Raw genomic sequence first — 17,115 nt, 5'->3', positions numbered from 1 at the left:
GAGAAAATCATGGTTAAAGTAGCAGTCATATTAGCTCAGGGCTTTGAAGAAATTGAAGCTTTGACAGTTGTAGATGTTTTGCGTCGTGCCGATATCACTTGTGATATGGTTGGTTTTGAAGAGCAAGTGACAGGTTCGCACGCAATCCAAGTCAGAGCAGATCGTGTCTTTGAGGGTGAATTATCAGACTATGACATGATTGTCCTTCCTGGAGGGATGCCTGGTTCTGCACATTTGCGTGACAATCAGGCCTTGATTCAAGAATTGCAAAATTTCGAACAAGAAGGGAAGAAACTGGCGGCCATTTGTGCGGCACCAATTGCCCTCAATCAAGCTGGAGTATTGAAAAACAAGGAATACACTTGTTATGACGGTGTTCAAGAGCAAATCCTTAATGGTCAATATGTAAAGGAAACAGTAGTGGTAGATGGTCAGTTGACAACCAGTCGAGGCCCTTCGACAGCTCTTGCCTTTGCCTACGAGTTGGTGGACCAACTAGGAGGAGACGCAGAGAGTTTGCGAACAGGAATGCTCTATCGAGATGTCTTTGGTAAAAATCAGTAAAACGGGAGTTATTCTCTCGTTTTTTATGTGGAAAAATCAGGGAAATCATCGCTTTTTTCATAAAAAAATGCTATAATGAAGGGTATGAAATATCACGATTATATCTGGGATTTAGGTGGAACTTTACTAGATAATTATGAAACGTCAACAGCTGCATTTGTTGAAACATTGACATTGTATGGCATCACACAAGATCATGACAGTGTCTATCAAGCTTTAAAGGTTTCTACTCCTTTTGCGATTGAGACATTCGCTCCCAATTTAGAGCATTTTTTAGAAAAGTACAAGGAAAATGAAGCCAGAGAGCTAGAACACCCGATTTTATTTGAAGGAGTTTCTGAACTATTGGAAGACATTTCAAATCAAGGTGGCCGTCATTTTTTGGTCTCTCATCGAAATGATCAGGTTTTGGAAATTTTAGAAAAAACCTCTATAGCAGCTTATTTTACAGAAGTAGTGACTTCTAGCTCAGGCTTTAAGAGAAAGCCAAATCCTGAGTCTATGATTTATTTAAGAGAAAAATATCAGATTGGCTCTGGTCTTGTCATTGGTGATCGGCCGATTGATATCGAAGCAGGTCAATCTGCAGGACTAGCTACCCACTTGTTTACCAGTATCGTGAATTTAAGACAAGTATTAGACATGTAAGAAAAAGGAAAAAGATGACAGAAGAAATCAAAAATCTGCAGGCACAGGATTATGATGCCAGTCAAATTCAAGTTTTAGAGGGCTTAGAGGCTGTACGTATGCGTCCAGGGATGTATATCGGATCAACCTCAAAAGAAGGTCTTCACCATCTAGTCTGGGAAATTGTTGATAACTCAATCGACGAGGCCTTGGCAGGATTTGCCAACCATATTCAAGTTTTTATTGAGCCAGATGATTCGATTACTGTTGTCGATGATGGGCGTGGTATCCCAGTCGATATTCAGGAAAAAACAGGTCGACCTGCCGTTGAGACAGTCTTTACGGTTCTTCATGCTGGAGGAAAGTTCGGCGGTGGTGGATACAAGGTTTCAGGTGGTCTTCACGGAGTGGGGTCTTCAGTCGTTAATGCCCTTTCCACTCAATTAGACGTTCATGTCCACAAAAACGGTAAAATTCATTACCAAGAATACCGTCGTGGTCATGTTGTCGCAGACCTTGAGGTGGTTGGGAATACAGATAGAACTGGAACAACGGTTCACTTCACACCAGATCCAGAAATCTTTACTGAAACAACAACTTTTGATTTTGATAAATTAAATAAACGGATTCAAGAGTTGGCCTTTCTAAATCGCGGTCTTCAAATTTCAATTACAGATAAGCGCCAAGGTTTGGAACAAACCAAGCATTACCATTATGAGGGTGGGATTGCTAGTTATGTTGAATATATCAACGAGAACAAGGATGTAATCTTTGATACACCAATCTACACAGATGGTGAGATGGATGATATCACAGTTGAGGTAGCCATGCAGTACACAACAGGTTACCATGAAAATGTCATGAGTTTCGCCAATAATATTCATACCCATGAAGGTGGAACGCATGAACAAGGTTTCCGTACAGCCTTAACACGTGTCATCAACGATTATGCTCGTAAGAATAAGTTACTAAAAGACAATGAAGACAACCTAACAGGGGAAGATGTTCGTGAAGGATTAACTGCAGTTATCTCAGTTAAACACCCAAATCCACAGTTTGAAGGACAAACTAAGACCAAACTGGGGAATAGCGAAGTGGTCAAGATTACCAATCGCCTCTTCAGTGATGCCTTCTCCGATTTCCTCATGGAAAATCTACAGATTGCCAAACGTATCGTGGAAAAAGGGATTTTAGCTGCTAAGGCTCGTGTGGCTGCCAAGCGTGCGCGTGAAGTCACTCGTAAAAAATCTGGTTTGGAAATTTCCAACCTTCCAGGGAAACTAGCAGACTGCTCTTCTAACAATCCTGCTGAAACAGAACTCTTCATCGTCGAAGGAGACTCAGCTGGTGGATCAGCCAAATCTGGTCGTAACCGTGAGTTTCAGGCTATCCTTCCAATTCGCGGTAAGATTTTGAACGTTGAAAAAGCAAGTATGGATAAGATTCTAGCTAACGAAGAAATTCGTAGTCTTTTCACAGCCATGGGAACAGGATTTGGCGCAGAATTTGATGTGTCAAAAGCCCGTTACCAAAAACTCGTTTTGATGACCGATGCCGATGTCGATGGAGCCCACATTCGTACCCTTCTTTTGACCTTGATTTATCGTTATATGAAACCAATCCTAGAAGCTGGTTATGTTTATATTGCCCAACCACCAATCTATGGTGTCAAGGTTGGAAGCGAGATTAAAGAATATATTCAGCCAGGAGCAGATCAAGAAATTAAACTCCAAGAAGCCTTGGCTCGCCATAGTGAAGGACGTGCCAAACCAACCATTCAGCGTTATAAGGGTCTGGGTGAAATGGATGATCACCAATTATGGGAAACAACCATGGATCCCGAACATCGCTTGATGGCCAGAGTTTCTGTGGACGATGCTGCAGAAGCAGATAAAATCTTTGATATGTTGATGGGGGATCGAGTAGAACCTCGTCGTGAGTTTATCGAGGAAAATGCCGTTTATAGTACACTTGATGTCTAAAAAATCGGGAGAAGTAGTTCCCTTGGTCTAAAAAATATGATATAATCATTACGATTGTTTCAAGTAAAAAAGGAGTTTGATATGTCTAATGGACAACTAATTTATTTAATGGTTGCAATTGCAGTCATTTTAGTTCTGGCTTATGTAGTGGCAATCTTTCTACGTAAGCGAAACGAGGGAAGATTAGAGGCGCTAGAAGAAAGAAAAGAAGAACTATACAATCTTCCAGTAAATGATGAAGTAGAAACTGTAAAAAATATGCACTTGATTGGACAAAGTCAAGTGGCTTTCCGTGAATGGAATCAAAAATGGGTCGATTTATCTCTCAACTCTTTTGCCGATATTGAAAATAATCTCTTTGAAGCAGAAGGCTATAACCATTCATTTCGTTTTCTCAAGGCCAGTCATCAAATTGACCAAATTGAGAGTCAAATTACTTTGATTGAAGAAGATATTGCTGAAATTCGCAATGCTTTGGCAGACTTAGAGAAGCAAGAATCTAAAAATAGTGGTCGTGTTCTTCATGCTTTGGATTTATTTGAGGAACTTCAGCATAGAGTTGCTGAAAATTCAGAACAGTATGGTCAAGCCTTGGATGAAATTGAAAAACAATTAGAAAATATCCAATCTGAATTTTCACAATTTGTAACCTTGAATTCATCGGGTGACCCAGTAGAAGCTGCTGTGATTTTGGATAATGCTGAAAATCATATCTTGGCTTTGACACATATTGTTGATCGTATACCAGCAATTGTAACAACATTATCTAAAGAGCTACCAGATCAACTAGAAGATTTAGAAGATGGTTATCGTAAACTAATTGATGCTAATTATCATTTTGTTGAAACGGATATTGAAGCACGTTTCCACTTGCTTTATGAAGCATTCAAGAAAAACCAAGAGAATATTCGTCAGTTGGAATTGGATAATGCCGAATATGAGAATGGACAGGCAAAAGAGGAAATCAATGCCTTGTATGATATTTTTACTCGAGAAATTGCTGCTCAGAAAGTAGTGGAAAATCTACTTGCAACTCTTCCAACTTACCTTCAACATATGAAAGAGAATAATACTTTATTGGGAGAAGATATTGCACGTTTGAGCAAGACCTATTTACTTCCTGAGACAGCTGCAAGCCATGTTCGTCGTATTCAGACAGAATTAGAGAATTTTGAGGCAGCTATTGTTGAGGTAACTTCAAATCAAGAAGAACCAACCCAAGCTTATTCAGTTCTTGAAGAAAATCTTGAGGATTTACAAACTCAACTAAAAGATATTGAAGATGAGCAAATTTCAGTTAGTGAGCGCCTGACACAAATTGAGAAAGATGATATCAATGCACGTCAAAAGGCCAATGTTTATGTCAATCGTCTCCATACTATCAAGCGATACATGGAAAAACGCAATCTGCCAGGTATTCCACAAACTTTCTTGAAGTTATTCTTTACGGCAAGCAATAATACCGAGGATTTAATGGTTGAGTTAGAACAGAAAATGATTAACATTGAATCTGTTACCCGAGTTCTTGAAATTGCAACGAATGATATGGAAGCTTTAGAAACGGAAACTTATAATATTGTACAATATGCAACTTTAACAGAGCAACTCTTGCAATATTCTAACCGCTATCGCTCATTTGATGAACGCATTCAAGAAGCATTTAACGAAGCTTTAGAGATTTTTGAAAAAGAATTTGATTATCACGCTTCATTTGACAAGATTTCTCAAGCATTGGAAGTGGCAGAGCCTGGTGTAACCAACCGCTTTGTTACCTCATATGAGAAAACACGTGAAACGATTCGTTTTTAATAAAAGAAAAAGATTTGATTGTGTGAGAAGCAGAATCAAATCTTTTTCTATAGTAGTATCGTGAGCAAAAGGATTCAAAATGATAAAAACGCATAATAGCAGGTGTAGAAACTCTTGCTACTATGCGTTTTATTATGGAAAGACTTATTGGACTTTCGCTCAAGTCGAGTTTTTACTCAATTTCCTTACTTGATTGGGATTGAAATTCCAATTAATTTCTCTGAGTAGAGTGTCTTGATATTGGCTTCATCAATAGAGTCCTTATCAATTTTACGTTTCAAGAAAAATTCTTGAATGGTTTCGATTTCAGGCTCACGAATAGCACGGTGTTTGTTTGAGATGAGGATTTCATAGTGAAGCGGAGCTTGGGTAAAAATAACATCTGTATTCCCTGCAGAATAAACCTCAACAAGGGTTGCATCTGTACTTTCTAGCTGGCTTTTTACAAGTTGCGAGTGTGAGTTTGTCGTATTGATAAGCTTCATAATATTTCCTCCGATTTTCTAATTCTATTATAGCACTTTTTGAATAAAGTCGCTTGATTTATACTCAATGAAAATCAAAGAGCAAACTAGGAAGCTAGCCGTAGGCTGCTCAAAACACAGTTTTGAGGTTGTAGATAAGACTGACGAAGTCAGTGACCATATCTACGGTAAGGCGACGCTGACGTGGTTTGAAGAGATTTTCGAAGAGTATTAGCCAATCTTATGCTGTTTTTTCCAAGATTGGATGGCCCATTTATGGCTACCACGTTTGAGATTTTCAATAGCCTCATCAATAGGGAACCAGGCAATATGATTAAAGTCTTCTAGTGGCTTTTGCACTTCTTTGAAAGAAGTCGCTTCATAGAGGTAGGCAGGATTGTAGTAGTAGGTGTCACGATGACGAGAGTAGAAATATTCGTCAGCTTGTCCGTAATAAGTACCAATTTCAGCTGTGAAACCAAGCTCTTCAATCAATTCACGCTTTAGAGCTTCCTGATGATTTTCACCTGATTCAATTTCGCCACCTGGTAAGAACCAAGCACCATTAGGAGCTTGAACTAAAACTATTTGTTTTTGTTCAGCGTCAGGGATAACTGCATACACTCCATAGCGTGCAACATAGTCTGTATTCGCTTTTTTTTCTCCGAAAGTTGGGTTTGCCATTGCATTTTCCTCACTATCTAGTATCGTTATTATTATCATAATGGACAAAGAGCAAGCTGTCAAGAAATTACAGTTATTTTAGTAAAAAAGAAGCAGAAAAATTTCATTTTCTACTTCTTTTATATAGGATTTATTTTTCTTTTTCAGAAGTTTTAACTTCAGCTTTTTTGGCAGATTTAATCTGAATGTTTCCCTTGCTAGTCATAACTGCTTTGAGATCTTTTTCGCTTGGATTTTCAAGGTAGTAGTCAGTGATTGCGTCCTCTATATAGTCTTGAATAGTACGACGAAGTGGGCGTGCCCCCATTTTTGGATCATAGCCGAGGTCAACCAACTTTTCCTTGACCTTGTCAGTTACATCTAAATGAATGTTGTTGCTAGAAAGGCGCTTATTAACGTCTGCTAGCATAAGCTCGACAATCTGAAGGAGGTTGTCCTTGCTGAGAGCCTTAAATTCGATAATACCATCAAAACGGTTCATAAACTCTGGGCTAAAGAAGTTGCCGAGTTCACCGAGAACAGAGTTGGTACGTCCTTCGCGAGCTGCTCCAAATCCAACGCTGGCTTCTGCCTTACCTGTACCTGCATTTGAAGTCATGATGATGATGGCATCCTTGAAGCTAACGGTACGTCCTTGCCCATCTGTCAAACGACCATCGTCCAAGACCTGGAGGAACATGTGCATAACATCTGGATGGGCTTTCTCTACTTCATCCAAGAGAATAAGAGAATAGGGATTGCGGCGAACTTTTTCAGTTAATTGCCCAGCCTCATCGTAACCAACATAACCTGGAGGGGCGCCGACCAACTTAGCAACGCTGTGTTTTTCCATATATTCACTCATATCAAAGCGAATCATGCTGTCAGCAGAACCAAAGAGTTCGATAGCTAGTTGTTTGGAAAGTTCTGTCTTACCGACACCAGTTGGTCCGACGAAGAGGAAGCTTCCGATTGGGCGGTTAGGCGTACCGAGACCGACACGATTCCGGCGAATAGCCTTGGCAATCTTATCGACAGCATCATCTTGGCCAATAACATGAGACTTGAGATCTTCGGCTAGATGGATGAGTTGAGATTGTTCTTTCTCTTTTAAATCACCAACAGGGATGTTGGTTTTCTGTTCGATAATGTGCTCAATGGTTTTCTCACTGATGATAGGTGTATCTTGGTCTGTGACCTTTTTCTTTTGCATTTCCTTATATTTGGCAATCTGATCGCGGAAATAAGCCGCCTTCTCAAAATCTTCCTCTCGTGTAGCTTGAGATTTAAGATTTTCAGCCTCAATCAAGCGTTGATCAATTACTTTAGGATCCACAAAATTCAAGGTCAAGTTCATCTTAGAACCAGCTTCATCTAGGAGGTCAATGGCCTTATCAGGCAAGAAGCGATCTTGGATGTAACGATTGGAAAGAGTTGCAGCTGCTTCAATTGCAGCATCGGTATACTGAACGTGGTGGTAGTCTTCGTATTTCTTTTGAATACCTTTGAGGATAGTGATTGTTTCTTCCACTGTTGGTTCATCGACCTTAACAGGTTGCATACGACGCTCTAGGGCAGCATCCTTTTCAATGATACGGTATTCATTGAGGGTAGTAGCACCGACCAGTTGCAGTTCCCCACGAGCAAGGGCGGGCTTGAGGATATTTCCTGCATCCATATTGCCATCGCCTGCAGAACCAGCACCGACAATTTCATGGATTTCATCGATAAAGAGGATGATGTCCTCACGTTTGCGAATTTCTTCCATGAGTTTTTGCATGCGTTCTTCAAATTGTCCACGGATACCCGTTCCTTGAACCAGGCTAACCACATCCAGACGGATAACTTGTTTACCTTGGAGTTTATGTGGCACATCGCCATCGATGATTTTCTGAGCTAGGCCTTCGACAACGGCCGTTTTTCCGACACCAGGTTCACCGATAAGGACAGGATTATTCTTGGTTCTACGATTGAGAATCTCGATGACACGGATAATCTCATCGTCGCGCCCAATAACGGGGTCAATGTCTCCACGACGGGCAATCTCAGTTACGTTGATACCAAATTCTTCCAGCAGCCCTTTTTCTTGGCTAGGTGGCGGAGTTTGAGCAGGTCCACGATTTTGAGAACCATAACCGCCGTTTCCACCGTAACCTCCACCTGATTGGGTTGGGGGAGTTGGAGGAGTATTGTTAGAAGGCCTGAAATTGTTTAGGTCATTGAAGAAATCGCCAAAGGGATCAAAGTCACGATTGTTCAGATCCGTCATGCCTTTAAAAAGACTGTTATTAGGATCAGTCTTGATAATCTTGTAGCAGTTTTGACAGAGGTCAATTTGTTTTTGTTTTCCATTGAGATTGGTGTAAAGATGAATTGTTGAGTCGTTAATTTTACAGTTTTGACAAAGCATACATCTACCTCATTTCTTTCTTTAGCCTGACCTGTTCAAAGGTCAAAAATAGTCAAATTTCTATACTCTCATTATAACAGGATTGGGGTGTAAAGCAAGTAAAAACATTGCAGCTTTGAGAAGTTGTTACAACGAAGATCTTTGTGAATTTGGACTATAAAAAAAATCCTATTTGTGAGACAAAAAGGATTTTGGTTAGACATGCAGGGGGTAATCCTGCTTGTTTTACATTAGTAAAGGAGTTCGTAAATCTCCATTGCAATTAAGTCAATGCTATCAAAAGTATAAGTTTCGCGAGCTTCTACGTCACGAAGGGTAAAGATTGAGCCGTTTTCTTCGTCGTGGCTGTACGCAACTTCTGCAACAACAACTCCTTCGCGTTCAAAATTACGTTTTAAATTTCCGCCATCGTTTGCCATTGCTTCAAGGCGGTTGATGATTCTAACCAAATGTGATTCCATTTTGATTCTCCTTCATTTCTTATCGTTACTATTTTACCATAAAGGAGGCCAACTTGACTAGAAAAAACTAAGATTTCTCGCTAATTCTGCTAGTTTAAAGATTTTTAAATAAATTGGATAAAAGATTTGAATTTTAATTCAATGCATGTTATAATCATACAGTACTCTATTTTAGAAAGCAGTGTGACTATGAATTTTTCTTTTTTACCTAAGTATTTACCTTATTTTAACTATGGGGCTGTTGTGACGGTTCTCATTTCTATCTGTGTTGTCTTTTTGGGAACTATTTTGGGTGTTGTCTTGGCTTTTGGGCAACGTTCAAAGTTTAAACCGCTTGTTTGGCTCGCCAACTTGTACGTTTGGATTTTCCGTGGGACACCGATGATGGTTCAGATTATGATTGCCTTTGCCCTTATGCATATCAATGCTCCGACTATTCAGGTTGGAATTTTGGGTGTTGACCTTTCTCGTCTGATTCCAGGGATTTTGATTATCTCTATGAATAGTGGTGCTTATGTTTCTGAGACTGTTCGTGCAGGAATCAATGCGGTTCCAAAAGGTCAGCTAGAGGCAGCTTATTCGTTAGGGATTCGTCCTAAAAACGCTATGAGATATGTGATTTTGCCACAAGCAATCAAAAATATCTTGCCAGCATTGGGGAACGAATTTATTACCATTATCAAGGACAGCTCCCTCTTATCAGCTATCGGTGTTATGGAGTTGTGGAATGGAGCTACAACAGTTTCCACAACAACCTATCTACCTTTAACACCACTTTTATTTGCAGCCTTTTACTACTTGATTATGACCTCTATTTTGACAGTAGCCTTGAAAGCTTTTGAAAAACGTATGGGACAAGGAGATAAAAAATAATGACAGAAACCTTGATAAAAATTGAAAATTTACATAAATCATTTGGAAAGAATGAAGTATTGAAGGGCATCAACCTCGAGATTAAAAGAGGAGAAGTTGTCGTTATCATCGGTCCTTCAGGGAGCGGGAAATCTACCTTGCTTCGCTCTATGAATTTGTTGGAAGAAGCAACCAAGGGGAAGGTTATCTTTGAGGGAGTTGATATTACGGACAAGAAGAATGACCTGTTTGCCATGCGTGAGAAGATGGGCATGGTTTTCCAACAATTCAATCTCTTTCCTAATATGACTGTGATGGAAAATATCACCTTGTCACCTATCAAGACCAAAGGTGAAAGCAAGGCTGTTGCTGAGAAGAGAGCCCAAGAGCTTTTGGAAAAAGTTGGTTTGCCAGATAAGGCAGATGCTTATCCACAGAGTTTGTCAGGTGGCCAGCAACAACGGATTGCCATCGCGCGTGGGTTGGCCATGGAACCTGATGTTTTGCTCTTTGATGAGCCAACTTCAGCCTTGGACCCTGAGATGGTAGGTGAGGTATTGGCTGTTATGCAAGACCTTGCCAAGACAGGAATGACCATGGTTATCGTAACGCATGAGATGGGATTTGCCCGTGAGGTGGCAGACCGTGTCATCTTTATGGCAGACGGTGTGGTTGTTGAAGACGGAACACCTGAGCAGATTTTTGAACAAACCCAAGAACAACGAACTAAAGATTTCTTGAGTAAGGTTTTATAATCTATTTTAAAATTTCAAGACAAGATTAGTGAAAAGCTCAACCAGAGCTTTTTCTTATAGTTTGAAACTATAGGATTGCCTAGAAAAGAAGTGTTAGAGGGTACTAGCAGTTTTTGGTATAATGGAAGATATTTGAAAGAAAAGAGAAGTGATATGACACAGATTATTGATGGGAAAGCTTTAGCGACCAAATTGCAGGGGCAGTTGGCTGAAAAGACTACAAAATTAAAGGAAGAAACAGATCTAGTGCCTGGTTTGGTAGTAATTTTGGTTGGGGACAATCCAGCCAGCCAAGTCTACGTTCGCAACAAGGAGAGGTCAGCTCTTGCGGCCGGTTTCCGTAGCGAAGTAGTGCGAGTTCCAGAGACCATTACTCAAGAGGAATTGTTAGACTTGATTGCCAAATACAATCAAGATCCAGCTTGGCATGGGATTTTGGTTCAGTTGCCATTACCAAAACATATCGATGAAGAGGCGGTTCTATTGGCTATTGACCCAGAAAAGGATGTGGATGGTTTCCATCCTCTAAATATGGGACGCCTTTGGTCTGGACATCCAGTTATGATTCCATCAACACCTGCAGGAATTATGGAAATATTTCATGAATATGGGATTGACTTGGAAGGTAAAAATGCGGTCGTCATCGGTCGTTCTAATATCGTTGGAAAACCCATGGCCCAGCTTCTTTTGGCAAAGAATGCTACAGTGACCTTGACTCACTCACGCACCCATAATCTCGCTAAGGTGGCTGCAAAAGCGGATATTCTTGTAGTAGCAATCGGTCGCGCCAAGTTTGTTACTGCTGACTTTGTGAAACCCGGTGCGGTAGTCATTGACGTTGGGATGAACCGAGATGAAAATGGCAAGCTTTGTGGGGATGTGGATTATGAGGCAGTTGCCCCACTTGCTAGCCATATTACGCCAGTCCCTGGAGGTGTCGGTCCTATGACCATTACTATGCTGATGGAGCAAACTTATCAAGCAGCACTTCGGACATTGGATAGAAAATAAGAGAAAAATCGCTGAAGAGAGTGTATTTTCTATAGCTATATCTGAAATGGCAGAAATGAGTATTAAATTTTAGAAATAAGTTTATAAAAGGAGGTCTGCGCCTCCTTTTTGTTGTATAATGGAGTGAGGTGATTAGATGATTTTAAAAATTTATAATGGGGAATATAGTTTACAATGGGATGGAATATACTACTTATCACTAATTGATTATCCAAATATTCAAGAGTGGGAATTAGAAAAAATTGCTAAATTTATAGCTTACGAAAAACTTCATAAACGTCAAACAAGTATTGAGTGTGCTGATTCTTGTTTAAAAAAAGAAATTTTGAATCACATCTGTCAGCATCCCTTTCTGCCACCATTTACCCCTACAGATAAAAGAGTAGCCTCGACTTATGATCTACATAAGAGGTTAGTGACTTCAGACTACTGTAGTCATACTACGACTATAGATGCAGCTATTTCTATCTTTAAAACAGGTCAGCTCTTATCTGCTGTGAAAGCCTTTGGGCGAGATGCTGAGGAGTTGGTTTTGGATAGTAGAAATGCTGCATCGGATCCGATAGATTATTTTGACTATGTCATGTTAGGGTGGTCAAATACAAGTTCTGGTTATCGATTAGCGATGGAGCGTTTATTAGGTCGAGCTCCTTCAGAGAAAGAATTACAAGACAAGTTTATTCCTGGAGTGAGTTTTCATTTTCTGTATGAAGAATTAATTCAAGCACCAGGTTATATGTTTGATGGCTACCATGTTGCAAAAATTAAGGACATATTGAATTTATTTAGTGAGTTGTATATTTGCATTATTCCAACTCATAATAAGAGCCAATTTGAAAATATTATTCCAAGTCAATTACTGGATAGGGTGTATTATCTTGACCATGATGGAGAAGGTTTGGAGGAGTGGGTTAAAAAAGTATATCGGATTGTTTTAAAACGATCAGGTAAAGGATAGTTGAGGAAAAACGATGAAAGTGATTGATCAAGCCTTACTAGAAAAAGTCATTATTGAACGTTCTTGTACAAGTCATAAAGGGGACTACGGTCGTCTGCTGTTGCTTGGTGGGACTTATCCTTATGGAGGTGCTATCATTATGGCTGCACTAGCTGCTGTTAAGAGTGGTGCAGGATTGGTGACCGTTGGAACGGACAGGGAAAATATTCCAGCTCTGCACAGCCATTTACCTGAGGCTATGGCCTTTTCTCTTCAAGACCAGCAGTTGTTAAAAGAGCAATTGGAGAAGGCAGAAATTGTCTTGCTGGGACCTGGTTTACGAGACGATGCTTTTGGAGAAAATCTAGTCAAACAGGTCTTTGCTAACTTAAGCCAAAATCAGATTTTGATTGTAGATGGAGGGGCCTTGACCATCCTTGCTAGAACAAGTTTGTCATTTCCTTCGAGTCAGCTTATCCTAACTCCTCACCAAAAAGAATGGGAAAAATTATCTGGAATTACGATTGAAAAGCAAAAGGAAGATGCAACGGCTAGTGCCCTGACTTCCTTTCCTCAAGGAACAATTTTGGTGGAGAAAGGCCCAGCTACTCGTATTTGGCAAGTTGGCCAGTCTGATTATTACCAGTTACAGGTTGGTGGTCCCTATCAGGCGACTGGGGGAATGGGAGATACTCTGGCTGGGATGATTGCAGGATTTGCAGGCCAGTTTAAACAAGCCAGTCTCTACGAGAGTGTGGCAGTAGCGACTCATCTTCATTCAGCTATAGCCCAAGAACTATCTCAAGAACAGTATGTGGTCTTGCCGACGGGAATTAGTAATTGTCTTCCTAAAGTAATGAAAATTATTTGTCAACAAGAGAGGGTAAGCAAAGATAAACTTGTTTAAAATAGATAGATAAACCTACTTCCTTCTCTTAATTTATGATTCTTGAAATGCGCCTGCTTTAATGCTAAACTAGACGTATCAAAGTTAAGGTCTTATTTTTGGAACTGGAAAGAGATGAACAAATCAAATACATAAAAGATAAACTCATTTTTATTCGTTTGGTAAAAAGAAAATGCATATTTTTAAAGAAAGATTGATGAAAAATGTAAATTTGATCTTTTCACTTGAATAAAAAGCGGTTTCATAGTAAAATAAGAACTGAGAATGATGGAGGTAAATCGGTGGAAAATCTGAAGAAAATGGCAGGTATCAAGGCTGCTGAGTTCGTGAGCGATGGAATGGTCGTTGGACTTGGAACAGGCTCGACTGCCTATTATTTTGTCGAAGAAATCGGTCGTCGTATCAAGGAAGAAGGATTGCAGATTACAGCTGTAACAACTTCTAGTGTGACTAGTAAACAGGCTGAAGGTCTTAACATCCCGCTCAAGTCTATTGACCAAGTAGACTTGGTTGATGTGACGGTTGACGGGGCGGATGAAGTGGATAGCCAGTTTAACGGAATCAAAGGCGGTGGTGGTGCCCTTCTGATGGAGAAGGTTGTAGCAACGCCCTCAAAAGAATATATTTGGGTGGTGGATGAAAGCAAGCTGGTAGACAAACTAGGTGCTTTTAAATTGCCAGTAGAAGTGGTTCAGTATGGTGCAGAGCAGGTCTTTCGTCGTTTTGAACGAGCTGGCTACAAACCAAGTTTCCGTGAAAAAGATGGCCAACGTTTTGTGACCGATATGCAGAACTTTATCATTGACCTTGCCTTGGATGTCATTGAAGATCCAATTGCTTTCGGACAAGAATTGGACCATGTCGTTGGTGTCGTGGAGCACGGCTTATTCAACCAAATGGTGGATAAGGTCATCGTTGCTGGACAAGATGGCGTTCAGATTTTAACCTCAAGAAAAGAAAAATAGAAGGGGGCATAAGATGTCTAAATTTAATCGTATTCACTTGGTAGTACTGGATTCTGTAGGAATCGGAGCTGCACCAGATGCCAATAACTTTGTCAATGCAGGGGTTCCAGATGGTGCCTCTGACACACTGGGACACATTTCAAAAACAGTTGGTTTGAATGTCCCAAACATGGCTAAAATAGGTCTTGGAAATATTCCTCGTGAAACTCCTCTTAAGACGGTACCAGCTGAAAGCAATCCAACAGGATATGCGACGAAATTGGAAGAAGTATCTCTTGGTAAGGATACCATGACTGGTCACTGGGAAATCATGGGACTCAATATTACTGAACCTTTCGATACTTTTTGGAACGGATTCCCAGAAGAAATCTTGACAAAAATCGAAGATTTCTCAGGACGCAAGGTTATTCGTGAAGCCAACAAACCTTACTCAGGAACGGCTGTTATCGATGATTTTGGACCACGTCAGATGGAAACTGGAGAGTTGATTATCTATACTTCAGCTGACCCAGTCTTGCAAATTGCTGCCCACGAAGACATCATTCCTCTTGATGAATTGTACCGTATCTGTGAATACGCTCGTTCGATTACCCTTGAGCGCCCTGCCCTTCTAGGTCGTATCATTGCTCGCCCTTATGTAGGTGAACCAGGTAACTTCACTCGTACGGCAAACCGTCGTGACTTGGCGGTATCTCCATTTGCCCCAACTGTTTTGGATAAATTGAACGAAGCTGGTATCGATACTTATGCTGTGGGTAAAATCAACGATATCTTTAACGGTGCTGGTATCAACCATGACATGGGCCACAACAAGTCAAACAGCCATGGAATTGATACACTATTGAAGACCATGGGCCTTGCTGAATTTGAAAAAGGATTCTCATTCACAAACTTGGTTGACTTTGATGCCCTTTACGGCCACCGTCGTAATGCTCACGGCTACCGTGATTGTTTGCATGAGTTTGATGAGCGCTTGCCTGAAATTATCGCAGCCATGAGAGAGAACGACCTTCTCTTGATTACTGCGGATCACGGGAACGACCCAACTTACGCAGGAACAGACCACACTCGCGAATATATCCCACTTTTGGCTTACAGTCCTGCCTTTAAAGGAAATGGCGTCATTCCAGTCGGACATTTCGCAGATATTTCAGCGACTGTTGCCGATAACTTTGGTGTGGAAACTGCTATGATTGGGGAAAGTTTCTTAGATAAATTGGTATAAGATGACTCGCTATGCTTTGCTGGTGAGAGGCATCAATGTTGGTGGCAAGAATAAGGTCGTCATGGCGGAGCTTCGTCAAGAACTGACAGATTTGGGACTGGAAAAGGTTGAAAGCTACATCAACAGTGGCAATGTTTTCTTTACTTCGACAGGGCTAAAAGCCCAATTGATTGAAAAATTAGAGACTTTCTTTGAAGCCCATTATCCATTTATTCAGAGCTTTTCTTTACTGAGTCAGGAAGACTATGAAGCAGAAGTGGAAAATCTCCCAGCTTGGTGGAGCGAAGACTTGGAACGAAAAGACGTCCTATTTTACACTGAGGGTTTGGATGTGGATCAAGTCATCGAGAAAGTAGACAGTTTAAAACTGGAAGATGAAGTTCTTCATTTTGGAAAACTTGGTATTTTCTGGGGGAAATTTTCTGAAGAAACCTACTCTAAAACTGCCTATCACAAGGATCTGCTCAAGATGCCTTTCTATCGCCACATTACCATTCGCAATGCTAAAACTTTTGACAAAATCGGTCAAATGCTAAAAACTAAAAAAGGAGACACACAATGACATTTTTAGATAAAATCAATGAAACAGCTGCCTTCCTGAAAGAAAAGGGAATCCAAGCGCCTGAGTTCGGTCTAATCCTTGGGTCAGGACTTGGAGAATTGGCAGAAGAAATCGAAAATCCAGTTGTAGTAGATTATGCTGATATTCCAAACTGGGGCCGTTCAACAGTAGTTGGCCACGCTGGTAAATTGGTATATGGGGAACTTGCAGGTCGCAAGGTCTTGGCTCTTCAAGGTCGCTTCCATTTCTACGAAGGCAATCCTCTGGAAGTCGTGACTTTCCCAGTTCGTGTCATGAAAGTCCTCGGATGTGAAGGTGTCATTGTAACCAATGCGGCTGGTGGTATCGGATTTGGTCCTGGTACTTTGATGGCTATCTCAGACCATATCAATATGACAGGACAAAACCCATTGATAGGTGAAAACTTGGATGACTTTGGTCCTCGTTTTCCAGATATGTCTAAGGCCTACACACCAGAATACCGTGCTACTGCCCATGAAGTAGCTAAAAAACTGGGTATCAAGCTTGATGAAGGTGTCTATATCGGTGTAACTGGTCCAACTTATGAAACACCAGCAGAGATTCGTGCCTATAAGACACTGGGAGCAGATGCAGTTGGTATGTCTACTGTTCCTGAAGTGATCGTGGCAGCCCACTCTGGCTTGAAAGTTCTAGGAATTTCATGTATTACTAACTTTGCGGCTGGTTTCCAAGAAGAACTCAATCACGAAGAAGTTGTAGAAGTAACCGAACGTGTCAAAGGTGATTTCAAAGGCTTGCTTAAAGCTATTCTTGCAGAATTGTAAGAAAAAAGATTTAAAAGGGGGAATGCCTCTTTCCTTTCATGGTTGACTATTCGGAATAAAGAAGAAACATAGGTAGACTATGGGGTTCTTCCTACTCTTGTACCTGAAAGAGTCT

18 protein-coding genes are annotated in these 17,115 nt (G+C 40.6%); 14 read left to right on the top strand and 4 right to left on the bottom strand.

All coding sequences use genetic code 11. The features are described 5' to 3' along the window. The first annotated feature begins 9 nt into the window (after positions 1 to 9). The 4 genes from OC530_RS01945 (at position 10) to ezrA (ending at position 4,982) form a co-directional block, all read left to right on the top strand. Positions 10 to 564, top strand: coding sequence for a DJ-1 family glyoxalase III (locus OC530_RS01945; protein ID WP_262079035.1), 555 nt, complete (start codon positions 10 to 12; stop codon positions 562 to 564). Between the two features lie 84 nt (positions 565 to 648). Next, a complete protein-coding gene (locus OC530_RS01940) occupies positions 649 to 1,212 on the top strand; it encodes an HAD family hydrolase (protein ID WP_262079033.1) in 564 nt (187 codons plus the stop codon). Positions 1,213 to 1,226: 14 nt separating this feature from the next. Beyond that, complete coding sequence (gyrB, locus tag OC530_RS01935) at positions 1,227 to 3,173, top strand: DNA topoisomerase (ATP-hydrolyzing) subunit B (protein ID WP_262079031.1); 1,947 nt, start codon at positions 1,227 to 1,229, stop codon at positions 3,171 to 3,173. Positions 3,174 to 3,254: 81 nt separating this feature from the next. Further along, positions 3,255 to 4,982, top strand: coding sequence for a septation ring formation regulator EzrA (ezrA, locus tag OC530_RS01930; protein WP_262079029.1), 1,728 nt, complete (start codon positions 3,255 to 3,257; stop codon positions 4,980 to 4,982). Positions 4,983 to 5,167: 185 nt separating this feature from the next. On the opposite strand, the gene OC530_RS01925 is transcribed toward ezrA, so the two are convergent. Then, the gene (locus OC530_RS01925) at positions 5,168 to 5,467 is read right to left on the bottom strand and encodes a DUF1827 family protein (protein ID WP_000767194.1); all 300 of its coding nucleotides are present in this window, start codon (positions 5,465 to 5,467) and stop codon (positions 5,168 to 5,170) included. A gap of 67 nt (positions 5,468 to 5,534) precedes the next feature. Here OC530_RS01925 and OC530_RS01920 point away from each other — a divergent pair, with 67 nt between their 5' ends. Then, positions 5,535 to 5,681 (top strand): hypothetical protein, encoded by a 147-nt coding sequence (locus OC530_RS01920; protein WP_000693452.1) that lies wholly within the window; start codon positions 5,535 to 5,537, stop codon positions 5,679 to 5,681. Here the strand turns inward: OC530_RS01920 and OC530_RS01915 are convergent. The 3 genes from OC530_RS01915 to OC530_RS01905 all read right to left on the bottom strand — a co-directional run bounded on the left by OC530_RS01915 (position 5,678) and on the right by OC530_RS01905 (position 8,980). Further along, positions 5,678 to 6,130 (bottom strand): NUDIX hydrolase, encoded by a 453-nt coding sequence (locus tag OC530_RS01915; RefSeq protein ID WP_000013080.1) that lies wholly within the window; start codon positions 6,128 to 6,130, stop codon positions 5,678 to 5,680. The two genes, OC530_RS01920 and OC530_RS01915, sit on opposite strands and share 4 nt — an antisense overlap. Positions 6,131 to 6,260: 130 nt before the next feature. Beyond that, positions 6,261 to 8,519, bottom strand: a complete 2,259-nt coding sequence (locus OC530_RS01910; protein ID WP_262079025.1) for an ATP-dependent Clp protease ATP-binding subunit — start codon at positions 8,517 to 8,519, stop codon at positions 6,261 to 6,263. A gap of 230 nt (positions 8,520 to 8,749) precedes the next feature. After that, positions 8,750 to 8,980, bottom strand: a complete 231-nt coding sequence (locus OC530_RS01905) for a DUF1797 family protein (RefSeq protein ID WP_000443574.1) — start codon at positions 8,978 to 8,980, stop codon at positions 8,750 to 8,752. Positions 8,981 to 9,169: 189 nt separating this feature from the next. Here OC530_RS01905 and OC530_RS01900 point away from each other — a divergent pair, with 189 nt between their 5' ends. The 9 genes from OC530_RS01900 to OC530_RS01860 all read left to right on the top strand — a co-directional run bounded on the left by OC530_RS01900 (position 9,170) and on the right by OC530_RS01860 (position 17,000). Continuing rightward, on the top strand, positions 9,170 to 9,853 hold the full coding sequence (locus tag OC530_RS01900) for an amino acid ABC transporter permease (protein WP_001011642.1): 684 nt from the start codon (positions 9,170 to 9,172) through the stop codon (positions 9,851 to 9,853). Further along, positions 9,853 to 10,587, top strand: a complete 735-nt coding sequence (locus OC530_RS01895) for an amino acid ABC transporter ATP-binding protein (protein ID WP_262079022.1) — start codon at positions 9,853 to 9,855, stop codon at positions 10,585 to 10,587. The genes OC530_RS01900 and OC530_RS01895 overlap by 1 nt, the downstream gene beginning before the upstream one ends. Before the next feature lie 153 nt (positions 10,588 to 10,740). Then, positions 10,741 to 11,598 carry a bifunctional methylenetetrahydrofolate dehydrogenase/methenyltetrahydrofolate cyclohydrolase gene (locus OC530_RS01890; RefSeq protein ID WP_262079020.1) on the top strand — a complete coding sequence of 286 codons (858 nt, stop codon included), beginning with the start codon at positions 10,741 to 10,743 and terminating at the stop codon, positions 11,596 to 11,598. 136 nt (positions 11,599 to 11,734) lie between these two features. Continuing rightward, complete coding sequence (locus OC530_RS01885) at positions 11,735 to 12,556, top strand: phosphate ABC transporter ATPase (protein ID WP_262079018.1); 822 nt, start codon at positions 11,735 to 11,737, stop codon at positions 12,554 to 12,556. Between the two features lie 13 nt (positions 12,557 to 12,569). Next, a complete protein-coding gene (locus tag OC530_RS01880; protein ID WP_262079016.1) occupies positions 12,570 to 13,442 on the top strand; it encodes an NAD(P)H-hydrate dehydratase in 873 nt (290 codons plus the stop codon). 281 nt (positions 13,443 to 13,723) lie between these two features. Then, positions 13,724 to 14,407, top strand: coding sequence for a ribose-5-phosphate isomerase RpiA (rpiA, locus tag OC530_RS01875; protein WP_112443519.1), 684 nt, complete (start codon positions 13,724 to 13,726; stop codon positions 14,405 to 14,407). 13 nt (positions 14,408 to 14,420) lie between these two features. Continuing rightward, positions 14,421 to 15,632 (top strand): phosphopentomutase, encoded by a 1,212-nt coding sequence (locus OC530_RS01870; RefSeq protein WP_112443520.1) that lies wholly within the window; start codon positions 14,421 to 14,423, stop codon positions 15,630 to 15,632. A 1-nt stretch (position 15,633) separates the two neighbouring features. Further along, positions 15,634 to 16,194, top strand: coding sequence for a DUF1697 domain-containing protein (locus OC530_RS01865; protein ID WP_138702283.1), 561 nt, complete (start codon positions 15,634 to 15,636; stop codon positions 16,192 to 16,194). Beyond that, positions 16,191 to 17,000, top strand: a complete 810-nt coding sequence (locus tag OC530_RS01860; RefSeq protein WP_138702284.1) for a purine-nucleoside phosphorylase — start codon at positions 16,191 to 16,193, stop codon at positions 16,998 to 17,000. The genes OC530_RS01865 and OC530_RS01860 overlap by 4 nt, the downstream gene beginning before the upstream one ends. Positions 17,001 to 17,115: the final 115 nt, after the last annotated feature.

Origin of the sequence: Streptococcus sp. Marseille-Q5619 (genome assembly GCF_946901205.1) — a bacterium.
Classification (GTDB): domain Bacteria; phylum Bacillota; class Bacilli; order Lactobacillales; family Streptococcaceae; genus Streptococcus.
The sequence above is the reverse complement of the archived record's forward strand: the minus strand, read 5'-3'. Positions and strand labels throughout refer to the sequence as shown.

What these genes read in the sequence shown, in the direction of transcription:
- OC530_RS01865 (WP_138702283.1), top strand. Translation starts at nt 15,634, where the DNA reads ATGACTCGCTATGCTTTGCTGGTGAGAGGCATCAATGTTGGTGGCAAG.
- OC530_RS01900 (WP_001011642.1), top strand. Translation starts at nt 9,170, where the DNA reads ATGAATTTTTCTTTTTTACCTAAGTATTTACCTTATTTTAACTATGGG.
- OC530_RS01945 (WP_262079035.1), top strand. Translation starts at nt 10, where the DNA reads ATGGTTAAAGTAGCAGTCATATTAGCTCAGGGCTTTGAAGAAATTGAA.
- OC530_RS01890 (WP_262079020.1), top strand. Translation starts at nt 10,741, where the DNA reads ATGACACAGATTATTGATGGGAAAGCTTTAGCGACCAAATTGCAGGGG.
- OC530_RS01925 (WP_000767194.1), bottom strand. Translation starts at nt 5,467, where the DNA reads ATGAAGCTTATCAATACGACAAACTCACACTCGCAACTTGTAAAAAGC.
- OC530_RS01880 (WP_262079016.1), top strand. Translation starts at nt 12,570, where the DNA reads ATGAAAGTGATTGATCAAGCCTTACTAGAAAAAGTCATTATTGAACGT.
- OC530_RS01895 (WP_262079022.1), top strand. Translation starts at nt 9,853, where the DNA reads ATGACAGAAACCTTGATAAAAATTGAAAATTTACATAAATCATTTGGA.
- OC530_RS01860 (WP_138702284.1), top strand. Translation starts at nt 16,191, where the DNA reads ATGACATTTTTAGATAAAATCAATGAAACAGCTGCCTTCCTGAAAGAA.
- OC530_RS01920 (WP_000693452.1), top strand. Translation starts at nt 5,535, where the DNA reads ATGAAAATCAAAGAGCAAACTAGGAAGCTAGCCGTAGGCTGCTCAAAA.
- OC530_RS01910 (WP_262079025.1), bottom strand. Translation starts at nt 8,519, where the DNA reads ATGCTTTGTCAAAACTGTAAAATTAACGACTCAACAATTCATCTTTAC.
- OC530_RS01885 (WP_262079018.1), top strand. Translation starts at nt 11,735, where the DNA reads ATGATTTTAAAAATTTATAATGGGGAATATAGTTTACAATGGGATGGA.
- OC530_RS01915 (WP_000013080.1), bottom strand. Translation starts at nt 6,130, where the DNA reads ATGGCAAACCCAACTTTCGGAGAAAAAAAAGCGAATACAGACTATGTT.
- gyrB (WP_262079031.1), top strand. Translation starts at nt 1,227, where the DNA reads ATGACAGAAGAAATCAAAAATCTGCAGGCACAGGATTATGATGCCAGT.
- OC530_RS01940 (WP_262079033.1), top strand. Translation starts at nt 649, where the DNA reads ATGAAATATCACGATTATATCTGGGATTTAGGTGGAACTTTACTAGAT.
- ezrA (WP_262079029.1), top strand. Translation starts at nt 3,255, where the DNA reads ATGTCTAATGGACAACTAATTTATTTAATGGTTGCAATTGCAGTCATT.
- OC530_RS01870 (WP_112443520.1), top strand. Translation starts at nt 14,421, where the DNA reads ATGTCTAAATTTAATCGTATTCACTTGGTAGTACTGGATTCTGTAGGA.
- OC530_RS01905 (WP_000443574.1), bottom strand. Translation starts at nt 8,980, where the DNA reads ATGGAATCACATTTGGTTAGAATCATCAACCGCCTTGAAGCAATGGCA.